This window comes from Micromonospora sp. NPDC005806 (assembly GCF_042871425.1).
Classification (GTDB): domain Bacteria; phylum Actinomycetota; class Actinomycetes; order Mycobacteriales; family Micromonosporaceae; genus Micromonospora.
On the sequence record NZ_JBIAIL010000004.1, the window covers coordinates 272,725 to 295,583 of the forward strand.

The following is a 22,859-nucleotide window of genomic DNA, read 5'->3' on the forward strand; positions in this document are numbered from 1 at the left end:
CGGCGGTTGACCTACGGTGTGAGCCGGAAGTAGTCGAGATTGAACCCGCCCGTCTCGCAGTACACCGTGACCAGCTGATCGCCCGCTGCCAGGGCGACCGGCACCTGCACCGACTGGTAGCTACCCCAGCCGCCGGTGTCCGGCACGGACACGGTCGCGAGCACCTGCCCGCTCGCGTCGCGGAATGTCAGCGCGTTCGCCGCGGCGGCACCCGTGCCGTTGGCGACCCGCAGCTCAAGGCCGTACGTTCCGGCCTGGGCGACCTCGATGCGGTACGTGAGCCAGTTTCCGGCGGCCGTCCAGCCGATGTTCTTGCCGCCGCTGGCGGCCGGGTTGCTCTCGACGAAGCAGCAGCCTCCCTCGTCCCAGCCGTGTTGCTCCACGTACGACTCGGCCTCGACCTTTGCGCCGATGGGCGCGCCGTGCGGCCGCACGGTCAGGTGGATCCTCACCTTGTCGCCTGCCCGGCCGTCGGTGACCACGAAGGTCAGGTCCTGCTCGCCGGCCACGGTGGGGTGGATCCTCACGAGCCCGGTGGTGCCGTCGATGCTGACGCCGTCCGGCAGGTCGGTCGCGTAGAAGGCGAGCGGGTCGCCGTCGACGTCGGTCGCCGTCAGCTGCACCTGCACCGTGCTGTACTGGTCGGCGACCACATCGGCGACGCTGTCCAGCACCGGCGCGTGATTGCCCTTCGTCGGCGGCAGCTTGCCCTTCCACCGGAACGTGGCGAACGAGTGTGCCGGCACCGTCTCGAGGAAAGACTGACCGGCGAGCACGATGCGTACCTTGCTGTCAGCGTCGTTGCTGTTCCGGAGTACCGCGACGAAGTTGTGGGCCTTGTCCCGGTAGACGACGTTACTGATGCCGTTCGCCTCGCCGCTCGACTGCACACGCACGTCGTCGGGGCCGAGGTATCGCGCGAACTGTCCCAGCTGGTAGAGCTCGTCCCGGACCGTGAAGTCACCGGTGGTGGTGTTGACGGTGACCAGACGGTTGGGCCATTTCGTGGTCCGGCCGACTTCCGCCCAGTCGATGTTGTTGTCGCGCGCGGGTGTCCAGTGCAGCGTCCCGCCGTCCTGGTCGGTGGTCTGGGCCCACATGACGTACGAGCTGGCGTCCAGCCGGAAGTAGCTCAGGAGGGTGTCCGGGGAGACGCTGCCCGTCTCGGTCATCTCGATGGGCTTGCCGTACTGCTCGTATGCGTCGCGCATGACGGTCGGGTCGCCCCAGTACGGGTGAAAGGCGATGGCGTCGGCTGCCGCGCGGACTTGCGCCCCGGTTACGGAGCCGTCCGGTGCGTCCTCGAAGATGCGGTAGTAGTTCTTCGTCTCGGTGCTGCTCGGGTCGCGCCAGTCCCAGAAGTTGAAGTCGTGCACGTAGAGCTGGGTGTCGAGGTTGGCCGCGGCGAACTCGCGCTTGATCGCAATGGCCAGCTTCTGCTGCTGCTCCACGCTGATGTCCATGGCCGGGTAGACGACGTCCATGCCGGGCTCGTTCAGCAGCGTCAGGCCACCGATCGTGATGCCGTGCTCCGCGTACGCCTGGACGAACTTGACGTAGTAGCGGGCGAAAACATCGATGCAGTCATCGCGCAGCTTGCCGACCTGGTAGTAGCTGGTCGTGCTGCCCGGCCGGAGCGCGACCTCGCCGATGAACCGGTTGTTCGTCTTCATCCAGGCCGGCGCGCTCCAAGCGGAGGCGAAGAACGTGGCGTGCGGGTTGTAGTGCTGGATCAGCTTGATCGTGTCGATGATGTGCAGGTCGATGTCGCGCTGGATCGAAAAACGCGTCAGGTCGAAGTCATCGCTGACGCCGCTGGGCAGGTCGTCCTCCGACCAGAACGGCAGGTGCTCGATGACGTCGGGGCTGCCGATCGTCACGCGGAACCGGTCGAGGCCCGCCCCGGTCTTCGGGTCGACGAGCAGCCGGATGGCCTCCTCCCGCTTCGCCGGGTCGAGCTTCCAGAGGTTGGAGACGCTCGTCTCGTCCAGGGAGAACCCGACGCCGCTGTAGCGTTGACGCGTCTGGCCGGGGTCGATGACGACGGTTGCGTCGGCGGATGCTCCCTTGTCGTTGCCCATGTGGACGGTGGGCAAGGACTGCCACCGGTGCTCGGCGCCGGTCGAGTAGGTCCCGGTCACGACATTGCCACGGGCGGCCGTCGCCGGCGACGCCGGTGTGGCTGCTAGCACGGTGACCGTTGCCGATGCGACGGCGAGTGCCGCAGTAACTGATCGCCTCACGGCGCCTCCAGATTCAAACGGAAGGGTCCTCACGACAGGCGCCGACATCGGTGCCGTCCGCGATTGCGAGTGGAGGGGTGGTACCGGCTCCGCTCGCGGAGCCTAACTTTCGATGGTGGTTAGTTCAAGCTCTGAATTGATGGCGAGCAATGCCGACGGACTTACCCTGTCGGTCGCCGGCGGCCTCGGCTTACTGCTCGACCGGTTTGCCGCCCTGGTCACCGACGCGCGTCACGCCTGGCGTCCTGGACACTTCGGGTCGGGTGGGTGTGCGACTCCGCTTCGCCACCGCCGGGGTGGTGCTCGTAGGTCTGCCGGCACCCAGGCGGCGGGCCAGCCCGGCGACCACGGCCACCGCAGCCGCGACGGTGTAGGCGAGGGCGAGCCCCACGGTGGGGTGGTTGTCGAAGAGTGCGCGGCTGCCGTAGCCGAGTAGCGCCGCCCAGACGGCCCAGATGGTGACCGCCAACGCGGTGAACCGCTGGAACTGGCTCAACGGGTAGCCGACCAGGCCGGCGGTGATCGCCGTCGCCGAGCGCCCGCCCGGCAGGTAGCGTCCGAGAACGATCAGCGTGCGACCGCGCCGATGCATCACGCGATGTGCCAGCTCCGCCATGGCGCGGGTTCGCCGACGCCGCTGCAGCCGGGCGGTCATGGCCGGCCCAAACCGGCGGCCCACGCCGTACGCCAGCCGATCTCCACCGTACGCACCGAGCGCTGCAGCGATCACGACGAAGACCAACGGCGGCCGTCCGCTGGCGGCTGACGCCACGGCGACCGCGATCAGGGTGCTCTCGCTCGGTGCCAGCGGGACGAGTGCATCTGCCGCTGCCACAACCGCCACGACGAGCAGCACCCAGGGACTTCCCGCGACCGTGGCCAACGTCGCGTCGACCGTGTCGAACATCTGGCCAGATTCGGCCGGAAAAGCATCCCCCGTCGGACGTCGGCCTGACGTCGCGGTGGCAACTGGGCGGCCAGTTCGTCGGTGGCCTGGCCAGCGGCAGGTGCCCGATCGCATCGCGCATGTCGCCACGCTGCTCACGGACAGCTACTGAGCCCTAGCGTCGAAGAAGCTGACCTCCCTGGTCAACCGGCCGCTCGAGCTCGAACCATGCGTCAAGCTGACGGTGCGTAGTGCAATGTCACTGCCGCGACAGCCATCGGCCACCTGATCGCCCACAAGATCACCCCGCTCGGACGCATGGGCTGTGCAGGCTCGCCGACGTGACAGCTCCGACTCTGCTCGCGGCGGGGCCATCGGCCGTCGGGCCCACCCGCCGGCCGCCCGGCCGGCCCCGCCGCGGCGCCATGTCGGCGCGGGCCAGGGAGACGGCACTCGGCTTGCTCTTCGCCCTTCCTGGCCTGGCCGGCCTCGGCGTCTTCGTGATCTTCCCGCTGTTCCAGGCGGTGTACCTGTCCACCCGGGGTAACGACATCCTCGGCAATCCGACCAGGTCGGTCGGACTGCAGCACTTCCACGAGCTGCTCACACCGGCCTTCGGCACCCTGCTGTGGCAGACCCTCGTCTTCACCGTCCTGGTCGTCGTGCCCGGGGTGCTGCTGCCGCTCGGGCTCGCCGCGCCGATGACCCAGCGGCTGCCCGGCATGCGGATCTTCCGGACCGCCTTCGCCCTGCCGTTCGCCTACTCGGTCTCGGCGGCCAGCGTGGTCTGGCTGATCATGCTGAACCCCGGCGTGTCCCCGGTGAACTGGGTGCTCGGACTGATCGGCGTTCCCGCACCGAACTGGACCACCGAGCCGGGCTGGGCAATGGCCACCGTCGTCGCGGTGACCGTCTGGATGGTCTCCGGGTTCAACCTGCTGGTGCTGGCCGCCGGCCTGGCCGCCGTCGACGAGGAGGTGCTGGAGGCGGCCCGGATGGACGGAGCGACCGGCCCCCGTCAGTTCGTCAGCATCGTGCTGCCGATGGTCTCGCCGAGCCTGTTCTTCGCCGTGGTCACCACCACGCTGGCCGCGCTCCAGGCGCTCGGCCAGGTGCAGATCATGACCGACGGCGGCCCGAACGGGCACACCCGCACGCTGGTCTATTCGATCTTCGACAACGCCTTCCACAACAACAACAGCAACTTCGGACTGGCCAGCGCCCAGGGGCTGGTGCTGCTGGTGATCGGTGTGCTGATCGCCGTGGTGCAGTTCGGCGTCCTGGAGAGGCGGGTGCACTACCGGTGAGCAGAAGCGTGAACCGTCCGGGTCCGGTACCGACCGTGCTGACCTACCTGTGGCTCGGCATCGCAGCGGTGGTGCTGCTCTTCCCCGTGCTGCTCACCGTGGTCGGCGGGTTCCTGCCGTCGAGCGCGCTGCTGCACCAGCCACCGCAGCTCTTCAGCGGGCACTGGACGCTGGAGAACTACCGGGCCGCCTGGCGGCAGCCCGTGGTGCCGCTCGCCCCCGCCTTCGTGAACTCACTCTTCGTGGGGCTGAGCATCATGCTCGCGCACCTGGTCACCTCGTGCCTGGCCGCGTACGCCCTGGTGTTCCTGCGCGGCCCGCTGCGCCGGCCGATCTTCTGGCTGTTCCTGGCCACGATCATGGTGCCGTACGAGTCGATCGTGGTGCCGAACGCGCTGTTCATCCGGTCGCTCGGTATCAACGACAACCGGTTCAGCCTGATCCTGCCCTTCCTGGCCAGCGGCTTCGGCGTGTTCATGCTGCGCCAGGCGTTCCGGCAGTTCCCCCGGGAACTGCGGGAGGCCGCCGTCATCGACGGCTGCGGCCACCTGCGGTTCCTCCTCACCATCCTGCTGCCGGCCAGCCGGCCGGCGCTGATCGGCATCGCCGTCTGGTCGTTCCTGCAGGGCTGGAACATGTACTTCTGGCCCTTGATCATCTCGTCCAGCAACAACTCCCTGAACACCCTGCAGACCGCGGTGTTCGCCCTCAAGGACAACGAGGGCGGCAGTCCCGCCGTGCTCCTGGCCGGCATCAGCATCACGCTGGTGCCCACGCTGCTGCTGGTCGTCTTCGGCCAGCGCTGGCTCGTCCGGGGCTTCACGGCCGGCGCGGTCAAGTAATCACCTCACCCAAGTAAGTAGTAGGAGGAAGCAGTGCGTACCACTCTGCGCCGGGTGGCGGTCGGGCTCTCGCTCGCCGCCCTCACGGCCACCGCCGCGGCCTGCGGTTCGGCCACGGCGAACACCAGCGACGCGGGCGGCGGCGCAGGCGCGCCGGCAGCCAGCGCACTGGACGGCAAGGGCGAGGTGTCGATCGACTTCTGGCACGCGATGAGCGGCAAGAACGGCGAGGCGCTCCAGCAGCTCACCGACCAGTTCAACGCGAAGAACAAGGGCCGGGTCAAGGTCAACCTCCAGTTCAAGAACACGTACGACGACACGCTGTCGGCATACAAGGCCGCGCTGAACAGCGGGCAGGCTCCCGACGTGGTCCAGGTCTACGACATCGGCACCCGCTTCATGATCGACTCGAAGTCGATCGTGCCGGTGCAGTCGTTCGTGGACGTCGACAAGACCGACACCTCGGACATCCAGCCGAACATCGCCGGCTACTACTCGGTCGACAACAAGCTCTACTCGATGCCGTTCAACACCTCGATGCCGCTGCTGTACATCAACAAGACGGCGTTCACCAAGGCCGGCCTCGACCCGGCGAACCCGCCGAAGAACCTCGACGAGATCACCGCGGCGGCCCGCAAGCTGACCGTCAAGGACGCCAGCGGCCGGGTCACCCAGTACGGTTTCGGCGCCGCACTCTACGGCTGGTTCCTCGAGCAGTGGACCGCCGCCGGCAACCAGGAGTACTGCGACCAGGCCAACGGCCGCAACGGCCGGGGCACCACCGTGCAGCTCGCCACCGACGACCACGTCAAGCTGCTCACCTGGTGGAAGAAGATGGTCGACGAGGGGCTGGCACCCAAGTTGGACAGCAACACCACCACCGCCGACAACGCCTTCACCGCCGGCACCGTGGCGATGACCCTGGAGTCCACCGGCTCGCTGGGCGGCTTCCTCAAGGGCACCGAGGGCAAGTTCGAGATCGGCACCGGCAACTACCCGAAGATCAACGCCACCGACACCGGCGGCCCGATCATCGGCGGCGCCTCCCTGTGGGTGGTCGGCAAGGGCAAGGACGACGCCCACAAGCGCGCCGCGTGGGAGTTCGTGAAGTTCCTGTCCGACAAGGACTCGCAGGCCACCTGGCACACCTCGACCGGGTACTTCCCGATCAGCAAGGGCGCGCTGGACACCGACGTGGACAAGAAGTGGGTGGCCCAGCGGCCGCAGTTCCAGACGGCCATCACCCAGCTGCGGAACACCCCGCTGACCAAGGCCACCCAGGGCTGCCTGCTCGGTGCCATGCCGCAGGCCCGCAAGGCCGCCGAGCAGGCCATGCAGGCGGCGGTGCTCAGCGGCACCGACCCGCGGGCGGCGCTGGAGCAGCAGCAGCAGGCGCTGGCCGGCCCGATCAAGGACTACAACCAGTCCGTGGCCGGCTGACCGCCGCAGCCCGGACCCCTCGTCGGCCCGTTCCCACCGCTCGCGGCGCGACGGGCCGACGCGCCGGTCGGCCGGCTGCCTCACCAGGCAACCGGTCGGCCGGCGCCCGTGCTCCTGCCTCGACTGTGCGTGCTACGAGCCGGGGCGCCGCCTACCACCGGCACCCACCGGTTCGATCACCTGCCAGAGCCCCTCCGGCAGCTGGGCCACCGCGTTCCCGAATTTCACCGCAGGTCGACGCGCGGGTGCATCGGCCTCCGAAACAGTGGATCATGGCCTGATGATTCGTCCTGCCGTTGTGGCCGACCGCACCGCCGTCGAGGATCTGGTTCACGCTGCCTACGCGCCCTGGATCGAAGTGACCGGCGTGCAGCCGCTCCCGATGGTGGCTGACTATGCCGAGCTCATCGGGGCGGGCCAGGTGTGGGTTTTCGACCCGGTCGAGGGCCTCATCGTGCTCGTCCCCGAGGACGGCGTCCTGCTCATCGAAAACGTGGCGGTCAGCCCGGCAGCCCAGGGCCGCGGCCTGGGCCGTTGCCTGTTGGCCTTCGCTGAGGATCAGGCCCGTGCCCTCGGCTTGTCCACGCTGCGTCTTTACACCAATGAGAAGATGACCTCGAATATCGCCTTCTACGAGCGCCTGGGTTACGTGGCCACAGAACGCGAGAACATCAACGGCCGTCACGCCGTCCACATGCGCAAGCCCTTGCCGCCTGCCTGACCGAGGACATCAGGGCTGGGCTTCGTGGATCACGCGGGTCGGTGGTGGCCATCGCGCCCTGACCGCGTCGGGGCCGCCCACGCAGCGCGGCGTCACGGTGTGCTCCTCGGGAGGGATGGTCCGACGGATTGTCCAGTTCGATCGCATTGGGGCGACCGGTGAAGGCGACGGGTGGCCTGCAGACCTTGACGCACTCGCGTCCGGTGCGGGTGGATAGGGCGTACACATCTGGTGGCCAGCGCTGCCGTGGCAGTCCAATGGGGAGGATTCACATGACAGTCCCACGCCTGCGCAGTGCCGCGCTCGCCACGGTCGCCCTGGTGGCAGTCGGGTCGGTGGTGGCACCGGACGCGGCCGACGCAGCACCTGGCAACCCCGGAGCCCCCCGCTACTCGGCTGGCGCGGCGAGCCTCGGCGATCCGTACTTCCCGGACGAGGGCAACGGCGGATACGACGTCCAGCACTACGACGTCAACTTCTCCTACGACCCGGCGAGCCGGTTCCTGGCCGCCACCGCCACGATCACCGCGACTGCCACGCAAGATCTCGACCGGTTCAACCTGGACTTCCGCGGTCCGGACATTTCGTCGCTGACGGTCAACGGGCATGCCCACGATTTCACCCGGGACGGCCAGGAACTGGTCGTCACGCCGCGCCCGAAGCTCAAGACCGGGCAGGCGTTCACCGTGGTGGTGAGGTACGCCGGCGTACCGGGCCCGATCACCGACCCGGACGGGTCGATCGAGGGCTGGGTACCCACCGACGACGGTGCCTTCGTCGTCGGGGAGCCGCAGGGCACGCCGGCCTGGCTGCCCACCAATGACCACCCGACCGACAAGGCCACCTTCCGGTTCACCGCGAAGGTGCCGGAGGGGCTCACCGCCGTCGGCAATGGCCAACTCCTGTCCGAGGAGACCCGGGACGGCTGGACCACCTTCACCTGGGACTCGACCGAGCCGATGGCCACCTACCTGGCGACGATCACCATCGGCAACTTCGTGGTCACCGAGTCGACCACACCGAGCGGGATCCCCGTGTACGTCGCGATCGACCCACGGCAGGTCGCCGGGTCCGCCGCCGCGGTCGCGCAGATCCCGAAGATGATCGACTTCTTCTCCTCGACGTTCGGTCCGTACCCGTTCGCCTCGACCGGTGCGATCATCGACCGGGCCCCGAACGTGGGCTACGCCCTGGAGACCCAGACCAAGCCGGTCTTCTCCAGCGCGGCGGGCGTTGGCACAATGGCGCACGAGCTGGCACACCAGTGGTACGGCGACAGCGTCTCCCCGGAGCGTTGGTCGGACATCTGGCTCAACGAGGGCTTCGCCACCTACGCCCAGTGGATGTACACCGAATACAACGGCGGCGCGTCGGTCAGCCAGACGTTCAGCAGCAGCAGCAACTACGGTCGGGCCGCATCGTCGTCGTTCTGGCAGATCGTCGTCGCCGACCCGGGCCCCGAGGACATGTTCAGCAACATCCCGTACAACCGGGGGGCGATGACCCTGCACGCGTTGCGGGGCAAGGTCGGCGACGACACCTTCTTCCGCATCCTGCGCGAGTGGGCGGCGAGCCACCGGTACCGCCACGCGGGAACGGCCGATTTCATCGCCCTGTCCGAGCGGGAGTCCGGGCAGAATCTCAGTGCCTTCTTCGACGTGTGGCTGTTCCAGAAGGGCAAGCCCACGACCTGGTGACGTGGATGGGGTCCGCGATCGTCCCGGTCGCGAGGCCCCACCCACGCTGGAGAGCGGACAGCGGGGAGCGTCCTTGGAAGATCAGTACACGCGGGTCCTCCCAGCTGCGCGCTTGCGCTGGTAGTAGTCCTTGCCGGGGCTCAGCCGCTGGGTCTGGGTAATGGCCATGACGTGCAGGGCATAGTTCCGCTGGCGATCGCCGGCTCGCGAGAGCCGGTGCCGCTGGACGTCACCGGATGACACATCTATCGGTGCCACACCGCAGAACGAGGCGAACGCCGAGCTCGACCGGAACCGGTCACGGCCCCGGTTCGAGCGAGGATCTTGGCAGCGAGAGCATCGCCGATGCGGTGCAGCTGTGTCGCGGGCAACTGCGCTCGCTGATCCTCCGGATGGTCAACCGAGCTCTAGGACGACCCGTATGCGCTATCACCACAGCAGAGGGCTACTTAACGAATTTCACAGGTCGGTCACGACCTCGATCCGCTCCGGCACCTTGTACCCCGCCAGCCGCTCGCGCAGCCGTTGCCGGATGTCGTCTGGGTTCATCGTGCCCGCAGTGGACGGCACGACGTAGGCGACGACGCGCTGGCCCCGGCGGGGGTCGCGCTCGCCGACGACCCGGGCCGCGAGCACTCCGGGGAGCTGCCGCAGCGCGTACTCGACTTCGGCCGGGTAGACGTGGTAACCGTTGTTGATCATCTGATCGAGCCGGCCGAGATGGTGCAGGTAGCCGTTCCGGTCGCGACGGACCACATCGCCCAGGGGGCACCAGCCGTCGGCGTCAAGATATTCGGCTGCCGCCATCGGCGTCCGCACCGCCAGCTCGCCGACATCGGGATCGTCCCCGGTCGGCCGGAGCTGAACTTCCACATCCGACAGTGGAAAGCCGCAGCTGCTCAGCAGCTCGTCGTCGCCAGCCAGAATCCGGGTGTGCGCCTGGGTGTCGAGCACGCTAATCGGCCAGCCACCTTCCAGCCGTCCGTACACCTGGACCAGCACGGGTCCGAAAGCCGCCAGAGCCGTCCGCAGGTCGGGCCCGGTCAACGGTGCCCCGCCATAGAGCACCCGCCGCAGTGGGGTGTCCCGCCACCGAGTGGCCAGCGGTGGCAGCATGGCCGAGACCAGCATCGTGCTGGTAACGCCGAAGCGCGCCACTGCTTCGCACACCGCGTCCGGATCGAACCGGTCCAGCACGACCTGCGGCAGGCCCAGGTGCAGGAACGGAAATGTGCCGAGCAGCCCGGTGCCGTGCATCAGCTGCTGCACGGTGAGGTACACGTCGTCGTCGGCCATCGGCATGCCGTACCGACCGTCCAGATAGCAGGCAACGTTCACCCGCATGGTCTCAGCCCAACTGCCGTAGGAGATTGGCACTGCGGCCAGCGCCCCGTCCACCACCTGCCGCGGGTAGAGCAGCAGTGTCCGTTCGGGTGGCACGGGCTGGGCAGGCCAGGCCGGCGTGCCCCGCAGGGCACGACCGTGGTCGTGCACAGCGTCATCGCCGTCCGCGTGCTCGGCGTCGGCCAGTACCAGTGCTACCCCGGCTGCGGCGAACACCGCGCGGGCCTCGGCCGGGGGAGCACCCGGGTCCACCGGCACCCGGGTGCCGCCGACCCATTCGACGGCCAGGAACGCCTCGATGGCCGGCAGGCTGTTGCGGTACCACAGCCCGACCCGCGCGCCGGCCGCACCCCGATCGAGCAGGGCACCGGCCAGGGCGTCCACCCGCTCGACCAGCTGGGCCCCGGTGCGTACGCGCCCCTTCGGGTCGAGTAGCAGCGGGCGATCACCGGCCGCGAGCAGCGCAGACCGCACCGCCTCACCGGCCGTGATCACGCGCGCTCCAGCTGGTCGCGCAGCACCTCGCGGCGGACCTTCGCGCCGCCCAGCACGGTTGGCAGCTCAGCGACTGCCACTACTTGCGGCCACTCGTGCTCGCGGAGCCCGGCTCGGGCCCCGGCGGCGATCTCGTTGAGGAGCTGGGTCGACGGCGCGAGGTCGGCCTTGAGCATCACGGCGGCCACGACCCGCTGCTCGCCATCATTGCCCAGGCCGACCACGCCACAGTTGGCGACGGCCGGATGGCGCAGCACGGCCGCCTCGATGAGGTGAGGATAAACAACGCCGGCGGCCGTTTGGATGCAGTCCTTGGCTCTGTCTACATAGAAAAGAAACCCGTCTGCGTCCAGGTAGCCCAGATCCATCGGTCGGAACCAGCCACCGGCGTGGAACGACTCGGCTGTACGCTCCGGAAGATTCCAGTAGCGGCTGGACGACATCGCACTGCGCACGACGATCTCGCCGACCTCGCCTGCCGGTACGGGCTGCCCAGCAACGTCCATAATCGATACTTCCAGGAGCGGGCTGGCCGCGCGGCCAACGCTAGCCAGCCGGTCCGGTCGTCCGACGACGTCGTCCGCCAGGAGTCTGGTGGTGACCGCGCCCTGCTCAGTCGACCCGAACCCATGGCACCACACCGGTCCGAGTGCAGCGGTCGTACGCTCCAGCAGCTCCGGCGTGGCGAAGAAGATGACCAGGCGGCGCAGCCGGTGCTCGATGCCGCCCCGGGCCTCGATGACGTCCAGCATCGGGGTTAGCATCGGCGCCGGCACGAGCACCCCGGTGACCCGCTCGGCGACCAGCGTGTCGACGGCGTGGGCAGGATCGAACGTCCGATCGTCGAGTAGGACGGTTCGGGCGCCCCGCAGCAGATAGGGATACAGTGTCTGGGCGCCGGTGGCCCATTGCAGTGCGTGGATGTGCAGGTTCACGTCGTCCGGTCCAACTGCCGATATCCCGTCGGCGAAGGTGTCCAGGTGCTGCAGGTTTTGGCCCACCCAGCCGCGCCACGACCGGTGGGTAAACGTCCACGGCTTGGGGGCACCGGTGGTCCCGGTGGTTGGTTGGATGCAGACCGGTGTCTCCTCGTCCACGTCCAGCTGCGGATCGTCGGGCGAGCCGGCCGCCAGCACGGTAGCGAAGGGCGTGGCCCATACCGGCGGGCCGTCGCCGATCGCCACGAACCGCACCCGCGAGAGCCGATCGCGGTACGGCTCGATCGCCGCCGCGAACCGGGTGTCGAACACGACCACGGCGGCCTCGACGTGGGTGAGGAGATCGGCGTGCACGGCCATGTCGAAGTGGCTGTGCAACACCACCCTGACCAGCCCGGCCGCCTCCAGGCCGAGCCAGGCCTGCACGACCTCGGCCCGGTTGTACGACAGCACACCAACCCGGTCGCCCGGACGGAGGCCGAGCGACCGCAGGCCGGAGCCGAACCGGTAGGCCGCCGCCGCGAGTTCGGCGAAACTCAGGCTGCCCGCCTCGGTCGTCACCGCCGTTCGCGCCGCGAAGCGCTGGGCCGCGTACGCCGTCATGCCACCCGCCAGTACCCGCATGGAACACTCCTCGATCGCCGGAACGGTTGGCCGAACGTAGCCGCGACGGCCCACGACCGACGAGCGCTCGTGCACTGCCGGAGCAACGAAGTACGCTGCCAGGCAATCAGGCCGTGCTGAGGCGTTGCAGCCGTCCCGGAGGTAAGCTGGCCATGATCTTGTCTACCGATCAGGTGCGCCCGAACGAACGGATGTCGTACTGGCGCGACGTAATCTGCCGGACCTTCGTGCAGCTCGACGTGGACACGGCCGCCAGTGCGTTCGCAGGGCAGGTGTCGAGCGTGGCCGTCGGTCCGGTTCGGTTCTCCCGTATCGACGCCAACCCGATGGGAGTACGGCGCCGAGCTCGGCACATCGCGGAGGCGCAGGAGGACGAGCTGCTAATGGCGCTGCACCTCACCGGCGAGGCGCTCGGCATCCAGGACGACCGGCAGGCGGTGCTCGCCCCGGGCGACATGGCGCTATTCGACGCGGGTCGTCCGTATACAGTCGAATTCGCCGGTGACCGTATGTTTCACCACCTCGTCATTCAGATGCCGCGGGCCATGCTGCGGTCACAGGTCAGCGCGATCGAGACGGTGACTGCGATTCCGGTCCGGCACAGCGAGCCGATCGGCGGGCTGGTGTCCTCCTTCCTGACCGGACTCGCCCGCACCGCAAACGATCTCGAGCCGCGGCTGCACGTGGCGCTGGCCCAGCAGGCCGTCGATCTCATTGCGACGGCGCTCGGCAGCCGGCCGGGACCGTCCCAGGCCAGCGGGGAGGCAATGTCGACGCTGTACCGCCGGCGCGTCTACGCGTTCATCGAGGCGCACCTGGCAGATCGGGCGTTGTCGCCGTCGATGATCGCGTCGGCACATCACATCTCGCCGCGCTACCTGCACAAGCTGTTCACCAGCGAGCCGGCATCCGTCGCCCGGCTCATCTGGGACCGGCGGCTCGAGCGCTGTCGGCTCGACCTTGAGAACCCCCTGTTCGCCGGACGGTCGGTCGGCCAGATCGGCCGCCGGTGGGGCTTCCAGAACGCGGCCCATTTCAGCCGGGCGTTCCGCGAGCGCTTCGGCCACCCGCCGTCGGCTCATCGCGGCGGCTGATCCCGTACCGTGCCAGAACCCTCGCACAGGACCTGCGTTTTGCTGACCTGACCGGATCCGGCGCCCGACCGGGTCGTCGGGCATGATCGACCACGTCCAGATCGTGCCCGGCTCTGCAGCAGTCGGCTAGCTAACCGAGTAACCGAAAACGACTCGACTCGCCTCAGGTGCCACCACAAACCCTGTGCGGATGGCCCGGGGCGGTACCGTCCATGGTCTTCGCGTTCTACCGCGCCCAGTGCGAGCGATCCAACGCCGTCCTTGCCTCTACGCCGCTGTCTGCGCCTGCCCGGGGGCGTCACCCAGGTCCGCTCGGGGAGGAAGTCACCGACCTGCGTCGCATCGCTCTCCACATGATCGAGGAGACCGCACGTCATGCGGGTCACCTCGACGTCGTGCGCGAGCTGATCGATGGAAAGACGGGGCTCGGGCCTCGATAGCTGTCTCCCCTCCACCGGCACTGCGCGAGCTACATCCTCAATTCGGCACAGTCGGACGTCTTCCACGTGGCTCGTCAACGCCCGATCAACGGCCTGACCGTGCGTGCGGCCCCCGCAGCTCGCGGCCGCGATCGAGCACCCCGAGGTGGCGGGGCTGCTCGCCCTCATGCTGCTCCATCACGCCCGGCGTGATACCCGGACCGCACCAACATGCAAGGCCAGGCCATCCAGCAGCTCCTTACCGTCCTGACCTGCGGGTACGCCCCCGCCAGGCGACATAGAGCGTTGTCGAAGTGGGCAGGTGCACCCGGTGCTCGGCCGGGAAGTCGTAGAAGGCCAGCAGTTCGTCGAGGTCGTCGGTGACCTTCGTGGTGGCCTTGGCGAAGTTGGTGCCGTACAGGTCAGCGAACCGCTTCGCCGCGAGTTGGGCGTGGGTTTTGTCCTCGGCACCTCAGATCTCGGCCAGGGCGGCCTTGGCCTCCGTGTGCGCGGACTTCGGCAGCACCACACCCGGTCCTTACCGCCCTGACCCGCGCACCCTCCCGCGCGGCACGTCGAGGTCGGTGTCGTCGGCGACGTCCTCGCACGGCACGCCGCGTACCCTGGTCGAGTGCGCCGCGAGGTAGGCCCGCGCGCCGACGTCGCCCGTCGCGAGCGCTGCCACCCCGGCCCAGTGGTCGCGTCCGATGATCACCGGATGGCCGCGTCTGCCGCCGTACGTCGCCGTGATCAACGCTCCGGGGCCGTCGACTGCAACGACAAGACGGCGCACCGCTTCCGGACCGATGTCGGGCGTGTCGACCAGGAGGACCGCTACGCCGTCGACGTCAGCGTCGGCCAGTGCCGACAGTCCGACCCGCAGCGATGAACCCATTCCGCTCTGCCAGTCGGCGTTGTCGACCAGCGACACGTCAGCCAGTCGTGCCTCGCCGCGCACCCAATCGGACTTGGCGCCGAGCACCACGACGATCGGTGCGCAGCCGCCCGTGCGCAGCGTCGCCGCCGCGTGCTCTACCAGCAGGTGGCCGTCGTCAGCGCGGACCAGGGCCTTTGGCCCGCCATACCGTGTGCCGGCGCCTGCGGCAAGAACCAGCCCAGCTACCGTGCTCAGGGAACACACTCCTTCATGATTCTTCGCTAGGTCCGCGCAGTGCACCAGGCTCTTGCCGGACATGGCAGCCGGACCTGAAGCAGGCGAGGTTGGCCAGGTCAGTGCGCGGCCGAGCGTGGCCGGGGTTCGATACGGCAGAGCGCTGGACGCTCATCCGCGGTGGTGGATCGCGCCCCGCGTCTGGCTGAGCCGGTCGCCCTGCCCGCCCCAACGTAGCGCGATGATCTCGGCGGCGATGCTGATGGCGGTCTCTTCGGCCGTGCGCGCCCCCAAGTCCAGGCCGATGGGTGAGGACAGCCGCGCCAGTTCGGCGTCGGAAACTCCCGCGGCACGCAGGCGCTCCAGCCGGTCCTGGTGGGTGCGGCGGGAGCCCATCGCCCCGATGTAGCCGACGTCGGGCAGCCGCAGGGCGATCTCGAGCACGGGTACATCGAACTTGGGATCATGCGTGAGCACGGCGAGCACCGTACGGGCGTCGATCCGTCCCGCATCGATCTCGGCTCGTAAGTAGCGGTGTGGCCAGTCGACGACCACCTCATCTGCGTCGGGGAAACGGGACCGGGTGGCGAAGAGGGGACGGGCGTCGCAGACGGTCACGCGGTATCCGAGGAAGGTACCGGAACGCGCGAGCGCGGCCGCGAAGTCGATGGCGCCGAATACGATCATCCGAGGCCGCGGGGCATGGGACGCGACGAACACCTGGGCGCCTTCGCCTCGGCGCTCGCCGTCCGGGCCGTAGGTGAGGATGCCGGAACGGCCGTTGGCCAGAAGTCCGGGGGCGTCGTCGGCAACGGCCGCGTCAAAGCGCGGCGAGCCGAGCGAGCCCGCCACGGTCGTCCAGGACGCGCTCTGCGGCCGCACCACCAAGTGCGCGCCGACCCGGCCCGCGTCCGGGTGCTTTACGAGCGTGCACACCGCCACCGCTCGCCCGTCTGCGATATCGGCGGTAACCTCCTCCAACTGCGGGAGGGTCGTGCGGTCGACACGCTCGACGAAGACGTCGAGCATTCCGCCGCAGGGGAGCCCCACTCCGAACGCATCGTCGTCGCTGATGCCGTAGCGCTGCAGCGTCGGCCGGCCGTCCGCGACGACCTTCCTGGCCAACTCGTACACCGCGCTTTCGACGCAGCCGCCGGAGACGCTGCCGATCGCCTCGCCGCCTGGCCCGACCAACATCGCGGCGCCGACAGGGCGAGGCGCCGATCGCCAGGTCGCGACGACCGTCCCCATGCCGATTGGGTCGCCACGCCGCCACCACTTGAGCAGCTCCGGCAGTACCTCACGCACGTCGGATCACCTCCAACCGTTACCTGTCAGTTCTCTCTGGCGGGCGTGTGATCGGTACTCCCGCCTTGCGGTGGGACGGTCCCGGCCTGACCAGCGGTGGCTGTGCCAGGTTGACGCTCCACAGCCACCTGCCCGCGCGGGTCTCATGGCCGGCTCCACGTTCTGCCGCCGGGCCACTCCCGGCGGTGTCGATCTACGCCGCGAGTGCGGCGAGATTACGTGCGGCGTTGAGGTCGCGGTCCAGGGCCAGGCCGCAAGCTTCGCACTGGTATTCGCGCTCCGGCGGACCTGGGTGGCGATCAGGGCGGGCGTCGCCCCGTTCCCACTTGATCCGCGCCTTGCGCGAATACGAGGACTTCTACAACGCCCACCGCCCCATCGGCGGATCGCCAACACCCGGCCGCTGGCGCCACTGCCCGCGCCGATCGGTAACCAAGACGAACTCACCCTACGTCGCATCCGCCGCCGCGACCGCCTCAGCCGGCAAGGGCGAGGGCAGGTAAGCGGATCGACACGAACCGTGGGATGGATCCCCTCACCGTGGACGAGGTTGTGGCTCGTCGACTAACCACTCGTCTTCGCCCGCCCGCCGTGGAAGCTCCCCTCGCCGCGTGAGATAGCGGCACGCGAGGTCGCTCAACAACCAACCGCCTAACCAAGCGGCCGCGGCGACGAAGATGAGGTCAAAAATGGCGACGGACGTGAGCTGACCAGCACCCCAGGCGAGTGCGGCGACTACGCCAGCTGGCCAAGTGATCCATCGGGTCGGGACCTCCTTGTCTGATCCCATCACACACCTCCGAATCCGCACGGCCTCGACCGAGGCTTCTAAGCGTGGACCGACTCCATTTAATTGAATTGGTTTTACTGAGCGCCTGTCTAGTGGCGTTTCGTCCGTCGACCCACGGGCCGAGTTTTCCCCGGAGGCTACCCCTCGCGTCTGGCTTGGTAAATAGTGATCGGGCGTCACTCTGAACCGCCCCGGATCTGGTATCGGCCCGATCTCTTGTGGACGATCGAGCAATGTCACACCCTTCCCCTTATCCTCGTGAGTTGCGTGAGCGAGCGGGTGCGGATGGTCGCCGAGGTGTGGTCGAACGACGACTCGGAGCCCGTGGAGATCGGCGCGGTGGCCCACGAGCTCCGGGTCGGCACCACGGACACGCTGCGTTAGTGGGTCCGCCCGGCCGAGCTCAACGCCGGCCAACGGGCCGGATGTGCACGGACGAGTCGGGGGTTGAGTGGTCGGCCAACGGACGGCGGTATACGCCACTGCCGGGCGTTGGCCTTGCGGGTCCGGCTTACGCCAAGTCCTGTGCGCCACGGCGCGGGAGCAATAGCAGCCGTGGGACGTCGTGCGTGTCCAGGAATGCATGGGCCACGATCACCACGTCTCGCACGAGCCCCTACGGCGGCACGACAGACTGGAACGCGCCTGGTCTCAGTCTTCCAGGCGCTACTACCGTCGCTCTTGACTCGCATCCCAGCCGGCCGGGCGGTGACATCGGTCAGTCGGTACGGTGGCTGCGGTAGCTCTCCCCCTACTCGACTCAGTGCGCCGTGTGGTGCTGGCTCGCGGTGCCTCCGAAGTACATCTGCGCGATGTCGGGGTCGGAAAGGATCGCGGCAGCCGGTCGCTGTGTCACGACCCGACCGCTCTCCATCACGATTCCGTGCGTGGCCATACGCATCCCGAAGCGGACGTTCTGCTCCACGATGAGGATCGTCTTGCCGCTGTCCCGCAGCACCATGACGGACTCATACAACGTGTGCAGCGCCTTCGGGTCGAGGCCGAGTGACGGCTCGTCGAGCAGCAGCAGCACCGGATCGAGCATCAAGGATCGGGCGAACTCCACCATGCGCCGCTGGCCCCCCGACAGGTTGCCCGCCTTGTCGTTGTAGCGCTCCGCCACGACCGGGAAAAGCTCCGACACCTGGTCGTACCGCTTGCGGACCAGGGAGCGGTCCCGCCGGATGATGTACGCGCCGAGAAGGACGTTCTCCTTCACGGTCAGGTTGGGGAAGAGGGCATTCGACTGCGGCACCTGGGAGATCCCCCGCTGGAGGATCGCCGACGGAGAGCAGTGATGGATCCGCTCTCCCTCGAGGGTGATCTCCCCGAGGCGGGGTGTCAGCAGTCCGCTGACGGTCCGAAGCACGGTGGACTTCCCAGCACCGTTCGGCCCGACGATGCAGGCGATGGCGCCCTTCTGCACCTCGATGTCGACACCTTGCAGGACGTCGCCGCCGCCGTAGCCGGCGATCACACCCTTCAGCTGCAGCATCAGTTCGCCACCTCCTGTGCCAGCTTGAAGTCGTCGCCGAGGTAGGCGTCGATCACGGCTGGGTCGGTCTGGATCTGGGCGGGCGTTCCACTGGCCATCGTCGTGCCACGGCTCAGCACATGGATCGGGTCGCACAGGTCGAGGACGAACGGCATGTTGTGCTCCACGATCAGGAAGGTCTTCCCGTAGGAGTTCAGCTCGCGGATCATCTCGCCCATCCGCTCGATCAGCACCGGGTTGATGCCCCCGGCCGGCTCGTCGAGCAGGATGAGCTTCGGGTCGAGCATGAGCACCTGAGCGAGCTCGACGAGCTTCTGCTGCCCGTAGGAGAGGGCGTGCGCCTTCTGGTCACGGAACGCGCGCATCCCGACGAACTCCAGCAGCTCCTCGGCCGCCTTGGCCTCCTTGCCGCTCACCGCGATGCGGCCCAGCTGTGAGAACGAGAAGGATCGCTGCGCGGCCACCACATTTTCGAGCACCGTCATCTCGCCGAACAGCCGGGTGAGCTGGAACGTGCGCCCCAGTCCTCGGTGCGCGCGTTCCCAGGACGGCAGCTTCTCGATGTGCTCGCCGGCGAAGATGATCTCGCCGGCGTCAGCCGTGATCGTGTTGTCGATGAGGTTGAAGACGGTGGTCTTGCCGGACCCGTTGGGCCCGATCAGGCCCGTGATCGTGCCCTCCGGCACCACGAACGAGCAGCCGTCGACGGCTTTGAGACCGCCGAAGTGCTTCCGCAGCCCCCGTACCTCGAGGAGGGGCCGAGGCTCCGCCTCGGTCCGGTCCACGACCTGCACCCGGTCGGTGAGCGAGGCGAAACTTCCGCCGGTGCCGATCCGCGCTCCCACCAGTCCGGCCTTGCCAGCGGTACGACGACGCTGGAGCAGCGATTCGATGGCCGGCAGGATGCCCTTGGGCAGGAAGATCACGACGAGCACGAGCAGACCGCCGAAGAGGTACAGCCTCGCGTTGCCCCCACCGAAGTTGTTGTTGGCGATCTCGTTCAGGGGCTCGATCAGGAACGCGCCGAGCACCGGTCCCCACAGCGTCGCCTTCCCGCCGACCAGCAGGGACAGGACGAGCTGCACGCTGATCAGGATGCTGAACATGCCACGCGGGTCGATGAAGGTCAGGTAGTAGCCGTAGACGGCACCGGCCATGCCGACGAAGACGGTGCTCGCCACGAAGGCGATCATCTTCTCGACCGGCAGGTTGATCCCGATCGTCGCCGCCTTGGTCTCATCCTCCCGGATCGCGATGAGCCCCATGCCGAGCTTGGTCCGGCGGATCCACCACGTCATCAGCAGTTGCAGCGCCAGGATGGCGATGAGGGCGTAGTAGAACGGCCAGTTGATGATGGCCCGGTCCCAGGACGGGAGCGGCAGGGTCAGACCGGCCGTCCCGTTGGTCAGGCTCACCCAGTTGATCGCGATGACCTGGACCAGGAACAGGAACGCGACCGTGATGATGACGAACGACGGTCCGCGCGAGCGCAGGGAGACCAGACCGAGCACGACGGCGACGGCGGCGGCGACGAGGCCCGCCGCCGGCACCCACAGCCAGGGGGAGACCGACTCGAACCGGGCTGCGAGCACGCCGATGGTGTAGCCGCCCAGGCCGATGAAGGCCCCTTGTCCGAGAGAGACGTAGCCGGCGAAGCCTGTGATGATGTTCAGTCCGCTCGCACCGATCGCGAACACCAGGGACAGGATCACCATGTTCTGGTGGAAGGCGTCATCGGTGAGCAGCGGGAACGCCAGCAGCAGGACGGCGGCGACCGCCACCAGCAGGCGCCCGACCCAGAGGGGCTGGCTCAGCAGGCTGAGAGACTTGTTCACGCCGGCACCGCATCCTCACGCATCCGGGTTCCGAGCAGTCCTTGCGGGCGGATCAGCAGGACGGCGAAGACGATCGCGTAGGGCACGGCCGTCGCCCACGAGGGCGAGACGTATGCCGCGGTCAGTGTCTCCGCCACACCGAACATCACCGCAGCCAAGATCGCTCCGTTCAGACTTCCCATGCCTCCGAGCACGACGATCGCCAGCAGCCGCGCGATCCACTGGTAGTGGGCACCGGCGACGAACGGGTAGAGCACTCCGACGATTGCTCCACCCGCTCCCGCCGCGGCGATCCCGAGGGCGAAGACGAGGGCCGCCACCGCAGCCACCTTGATCCCGACCAGCTCGGCGCCGGCCGGGTTGATGGCCGCGGCGCGGATCGCCCGTCCGAGCCAGGTCTTCGTCAGCACGAGACCCAACGTCACCAGAACCAGCACCGCCACGAGTCCGCCGTACACCTGGGCCTTGGGCAGGAACAGCCCTGCCACCGTGAACGACTCGTCCGCGTAGCCGGGACGAATCGCGGTGGAGTTGTTCCCCCAGATGGTGCCCAGCGCCGCTTCGATGATCAGGGCCAGGCCGAAGGTGAGGAGCACCGTCGACGCCATCGGGGCCGTCCGGATGGGCGCCACCACCAGCTTGTAGGTGACCCACCCGATGGCACCGACAACCGGCGTGGTGACGAGGCTGGCAAGTAGCGGGTCGATACCGAGCCCGTTCCACAACGTGTAGGTCAGGAAGGCTGCGAGGATCAGGAACGCGCCGTGGGCGATGTTGATCACTCGCATGACCCCGAAGATCAGGGTCAGGCCTCCTGCCACGAGGGCGTAGACCCCGCCCAGGAGCAGGCCCAGGATCAGGTTCTGGATGAGCTGGATCATTGGCCAGCGCCTCCCGGCTTCCAGCCCATGATGATGTTGTCGGTGGTCGCGCTCTCCTTGGGAAGGACGAACTCGACCTTGCCCTTCTGCCACTGGCCGATCAGGAACTGACCGATCGGGCTGCCGTCGGCGTTCCACTTGAGCGTACCGAGGATCGTCTCGACGCTGTTCTTACGCAGCCAGTCCGCCATGGCGGCCTGGTCCTTGACGTTGCCGACCGCATCGACGGCTGCCTTGAGTACCTGGCCCGCGGCGAAGGCGTCGGCGGCGTCCTCCGGCGGGAGACCGCCGTACATCTCCTTGTACTTCGCCACGAACTCCTTGTTTCCGGGGGTGTTCGCCTGGGGAGCGTGGCTCACGGCGTACATGACGCCCTCGGTGTTCTGGACACCCACGGCGTTGGCGTACTGGTCACCGTTCGAGGGGGTGCTCGTCTGGTACAGCCAGTGGGGCTTGAAGTCGGCCTTGAGCATCGCGCGGGTCATGCCGACCCCGTCCTCGAAGACCGCGCCGTGCACCACCAGGTCCGGTGCCTTCGCCTTCATCGCGTTCACGATGGTGTCGAAGTTTTTGGTGTCGATCGCGTACGTCTGCTCGTACACGGTCTGGATCCCGGCCTTTTCGAGGATCGCCTTGATGCCCTCGACCGTAGGCACGGCGAACGGGTCGTCGATGGTCGGGTAGGCCGCCGTCTTCGGGCGCTGGTCCGCGGGCAGGCCGGCGATCCAGTTGGCGAACACCACGCCCTGCTTGTCGGCGGTCGCCTGCTGGCTGAAGAAGGTGTACTTGAAACCGCGGCTGAAGATCTTCGGAGAGGCACCGGCCGGCTCGACGTAGAGCATCTGGTTACGCTCGGCGACGGCCGACGCGGGGAGGTTCAGCAGCGAGGAGAACGTCCCCAGCAGGAGGTCGACCTTGTCCTGGCTGATCAGCGCGTTGTAGTCCGTGACGATGGTGTTCTGGTTGGACGCGTCGTCCTTGATGACCAACTCCACCTTACGGCCGTGCAGGCCGCCGCTCTCGTTGATCATCTTCTGCCAGACCTCGTAGCCCTCCTTGGCGGCCTTGCCCGGCTGGGAGAACTCACCGGTCAGCGGGAGCGACGCACCGATCTTGATCGGTGCGTCCGTTTTGTCGCTGGCCCCACCTTCACCGCCACCACAGGCGGCCAGCCCGAGCGCCAGGAGACTGCTCAGCGCTACCGCCGTCACACGGCGGGTCGACGGAATCGCCATTCTTCCCTCCTAGGTGCCCGCAATCGATTGCGGTCTCGATGCAGTCTTGTGAAGCCGACCACACGCTGTCAAGCATCTTCACGGACCCTCTTCGTTGCAAACGCTTGCACAGTCCGGCATCGTGACAAGACAACTGCACGGCGCTGAGGTAGGA

The 22,859-nt window shown here is 68.0% G+C and carries 19 protein-coding genes and 1 pseudogene; 8 read left to right on the plus strand and 12 right to left on the minus strand.

What is annotated here, in order from left to right; all coding sequences use genetic code 11:
* Nucleotides 1–11: 11 nt before the first annotated feature.
* Both ACFYOS_RS07675 and ACFYOS_RS07680 read right to left on the minus strand, forming a co-directional pair.
* Nucleotides 12–2,141, minus strand: coding sequence for a carbohydrate-binding protein (locus ACFYOS_RS07675; protein ID WP_387136717.1), 2,130 nt, complete (start codon nt 2,139–2,141; stop codon nt 12–14).
* 292 nt (nt 2,142–2,433) lie between these two features.
* Entirely contained in the window at nt 2,434–3,150 is a 717-nt protein-coding gene (locus ACFYOS_RS07680; protein ID WP_387136719.1) for a DedA family protein, read from the minus strand.
* A 320-nt stretch (nt 3,151–3,470) separates the two neighbouring features.
* Here ACFYOS_RS07680 and ACFYOS_RS07685 point away from each other — a divergent pair, with 320 nt between their 5' ends.
* The 5 genes from ACFYOS_RS07685 (at nt 3,471) to ACFYOS_RS07705 (ending at nt 9,136) form a co-directional block, all read left to right on the plus strand.
* Nucleotides 3,471–4,436 carry a carbohydrate ABC transporter permease gene (locus ACFYOS_RS07685; RefSeq protein ID WP_387136721.1) on the plus strand — a complete coding sequence of 322 codons (966 nt, stop codon included), beginning with the start codon at nt 3,471–3,473 and terminating at the stop codon, nt 4,434–4,436.
* A complete protein-coding gene (locus ACFYOS_RS07690; RefSeq protein WP_387136723.1) occupies nt 4,433–5,278 on the plus strand; it encodes a carbohydrate ABC transporter permease in 846 nt (281 codons plus the stop codon). The genes ACFYOS_RS07685 and ACFYOS_RS07690 overlap by 4 nt, the downstream gene beginning before the upstream one ends.
* Nucleotides 5,279–5,311: 33 nt before the next feature.
* On the plus strand, nt 5,312–6,718 hold the full coding sequence (locus tag ACFYOS_RS07695; RefSeq protein WP_387136725.1) for an ABC transporter substrate-binding protein: 1,407 nt from the start codon (nt 5,312–5,314) through the stop codon (nt 6,716–6,718).
* 280 nt (nt 6,719–6,998) lie between these two features.
* Entirely contained in the window at nt 6,999–7,439 is a 441-nt protein-coding gene (locus ACFYOS_RS07700; RefSeq protein WP_387136727.1) for a GNAT family N-acetyltransferase, read from the plus strand.
* Between the two features lie 272 nt (nt 7,440–7,711).
* Entirely contained in the window at nt 7,712–9,136 is a 1,425-nt protein-coding gene (locus ACFYOS_RS07705; RefSeq protein WP_387136729.1) for a M1 family metallopeptidase, read from the plus strand.
* Between the two features lie 81 nt (nt 9,137–9,217).
* Here ACFYOS_RS07705 and ACFYOS_RS07710 read toward each other — a convergent pair whose 3' ends face one another.
* The 3 genes from ACFYOS_RS07710 to ACFYOS_RS07720 all read right to left on the minus strand — a co-directional run bounded on the left by ACFYOS_RS07710 (nt 9,218) and on the right by ACFYOS_RS07720 (nt 12,537).
* Nucleotides 9,218–9,394: a transposase gene (locus ACFYOS_RS07710; protein WP_387136731.1), complete on the minus strand. Its 177-nt coding sequence runs from the start codon at nt 9,392–9,394 to the stop codon at nt 9,218–9,220.
* 201 nt (nt 9,395–9,595) lie between these two features.
* Nucleotides 9,596–10,975, minus strand: coding sequence for a class I adenylate-forming enzyme family protein (locus ACFYOS_RS07715; protein WP_387136733.1), 1,380 nt, complete (start codon nt 10,973–10,975; stop codon nt 9,596–9,598).
* Nucleotides 10,972–12,537 carry a class I adenylate-forming enzyme family protein gene (locus tag ACFYOS_RS07720; RefSeq protein ID WP_387136734.1) on the minus strand — a complete coding sequence of 522 codons (1,566 nt, stop codon included), beginning with the start codon at nt 12,535–12,537 and terminating at the stop codon, nt 10,972–10,974. The genes ACFYOS_RS07715 and ACFYOS_RS07720 overlap by 4 nt, the downstream gene beginning before the upstream one ends.
* 152 nt (nt 12,538–12,689) lie before the next feature.
* Here ACFYOS_RS07720 and ACFYOS_RS07725 point away from each other — a divergent pair, with 152 nt between their 5' ends.
* The 3 genes and pseudogenes from ACFYOS_RS07725 to ACFYOS_RS07735 form a co-directional block, all read left to right on the plus strand.
* Nucleotides 12,690–13,631, plus strand: a complete 942-nt coding sequence (locus ACFYOS_RS07725) for a helix-turn-helix domain-containing protein (RefSeq protein ID WP_387136736.1) — start codon at nt 12,690–12,692, stop codon at nt 13,629–13,631.
* Nucleotides 13,632–13,798: 167 nt separating this feature from the next.
* Nucleotides 13,799–14,071: a DUF664 domain-containing protein gene (locus ACFYOS_RS07730; RefSeq protein ID WP_387136738.1), complete on the plus strand. Its 273-nt coding sequence runs from the start codon at nt 13,799–13,801 to the stop codon at nt 14,069–14,071.
* A 115-nt stretch (nt 14,072–14,186) separates the two neighbouring features.
* A pseudogene (locus ACFYOS_RS07735) lies at nt 14,187–14,297 on the plus strand (DUF6596 domain-containing protein); the annotation flags it as partial.
* 291 nt (nt 14,298–14,588) lie between these two features.
* Here ACFYOS_RS07735 and ACFYOS_RS07740 read toward each other — a convergent pair.
* The 7 genes from ACFYOS_RS07740 to ACFYOS_RS07770 all read right to left on the minus strand — a co-directional run bounded on the left by ACFYOS_RS07740 (nt 14,589) and on the right by ACFYOS_RS07770 (nt 22,705).
* Entirely contained in the window at nt 14,589–15,245 is a 657-nt protein-coding gene (locus tag ACFYOS_RS07740) for an NTP transferase domain-containing protein (RefSeq protein ID WP_387136740.1), read from the minus strand.
* Between the two features lie 87 nt (nt 15,246–15,332).
* Nucleotides 15,333–16,469, minus strand: a complete 1,137-nt coding sequence (locus ACFYOS_RS07745; protein WP_387136742.1) for an XdhC family protein — start codon at nt 16,467–16,469, stop codon at nt 15,333–15,335.
* Between the two features lie 193 nt (nt 16,470–16,662).
* Entirely contained in the window at nt 16,663–16,800 is a 138-nt protein-coding gene (locus tag ACFYOS_RS07750; protein ID WP_387136788.1) for a zinc ribbon domain-containing protein, read from the minus strand.
* A 1,219-nt stretch (nt 16,801–18,019) separates the two neighbouring features.
* Entirely contained in the window at nt 18,020–18,754 is a 735-nt protein-coding gene (locus tag ACFYOS_RS07755) for an ABC transporter ATP-binding protein (protein ID WP_387136744.1), read from the minus strand.
* On the minus strand, nt 18,754–20,589 hold the full coding sequence (locus ACFYOS_RS07760; RefSeq protein ID WP_387136746.1) for a branched-chain amino acid ABC transporter ATP-binding protein/permease: 1,836 nt from the start codon (nt 20,587–20,589) through the stop codon (nt 18,754–18,756). The genes ACFYOS_RS07755 and ACFYOS_RS07760 overlap by 1 nt, the downstream gene beginning before the upstream one ends.
* The gene (locus tag ACFYOS_RS07765; protein WP_387136748.1) at nt 20,586–21,470 is read right to left on the minus strand and encodes a branched-chain amino acid ABC transporter permease; all 885 of its coding nucleotides are present in this window, start codon (nt 21,468–21,470) and stop codon (nt 20,586–20,588) included. Before ACFYOS_RS07765 ends, ACFYOS_RS07760 begins: the two co-directional genes overlap by 4 nt.
* A complete protein-coding gene (locus tag ACFYOS_RS07770) occupies nt 21,467–22,705 on the minus strand; it encodes an amino acid ABC transporter substrate-binding protein (protein WP_387136750.1) in 1,239 nt (412 codons plus the stop codon). The genes ACFYOS_RS07765 and ACFYOS_RS07770 overlap by 4 nt, the downstream gene beginning before the upstream one ends.
* Nucleotides 22,706–22,859: the final 154 nt, after the last annotated feature.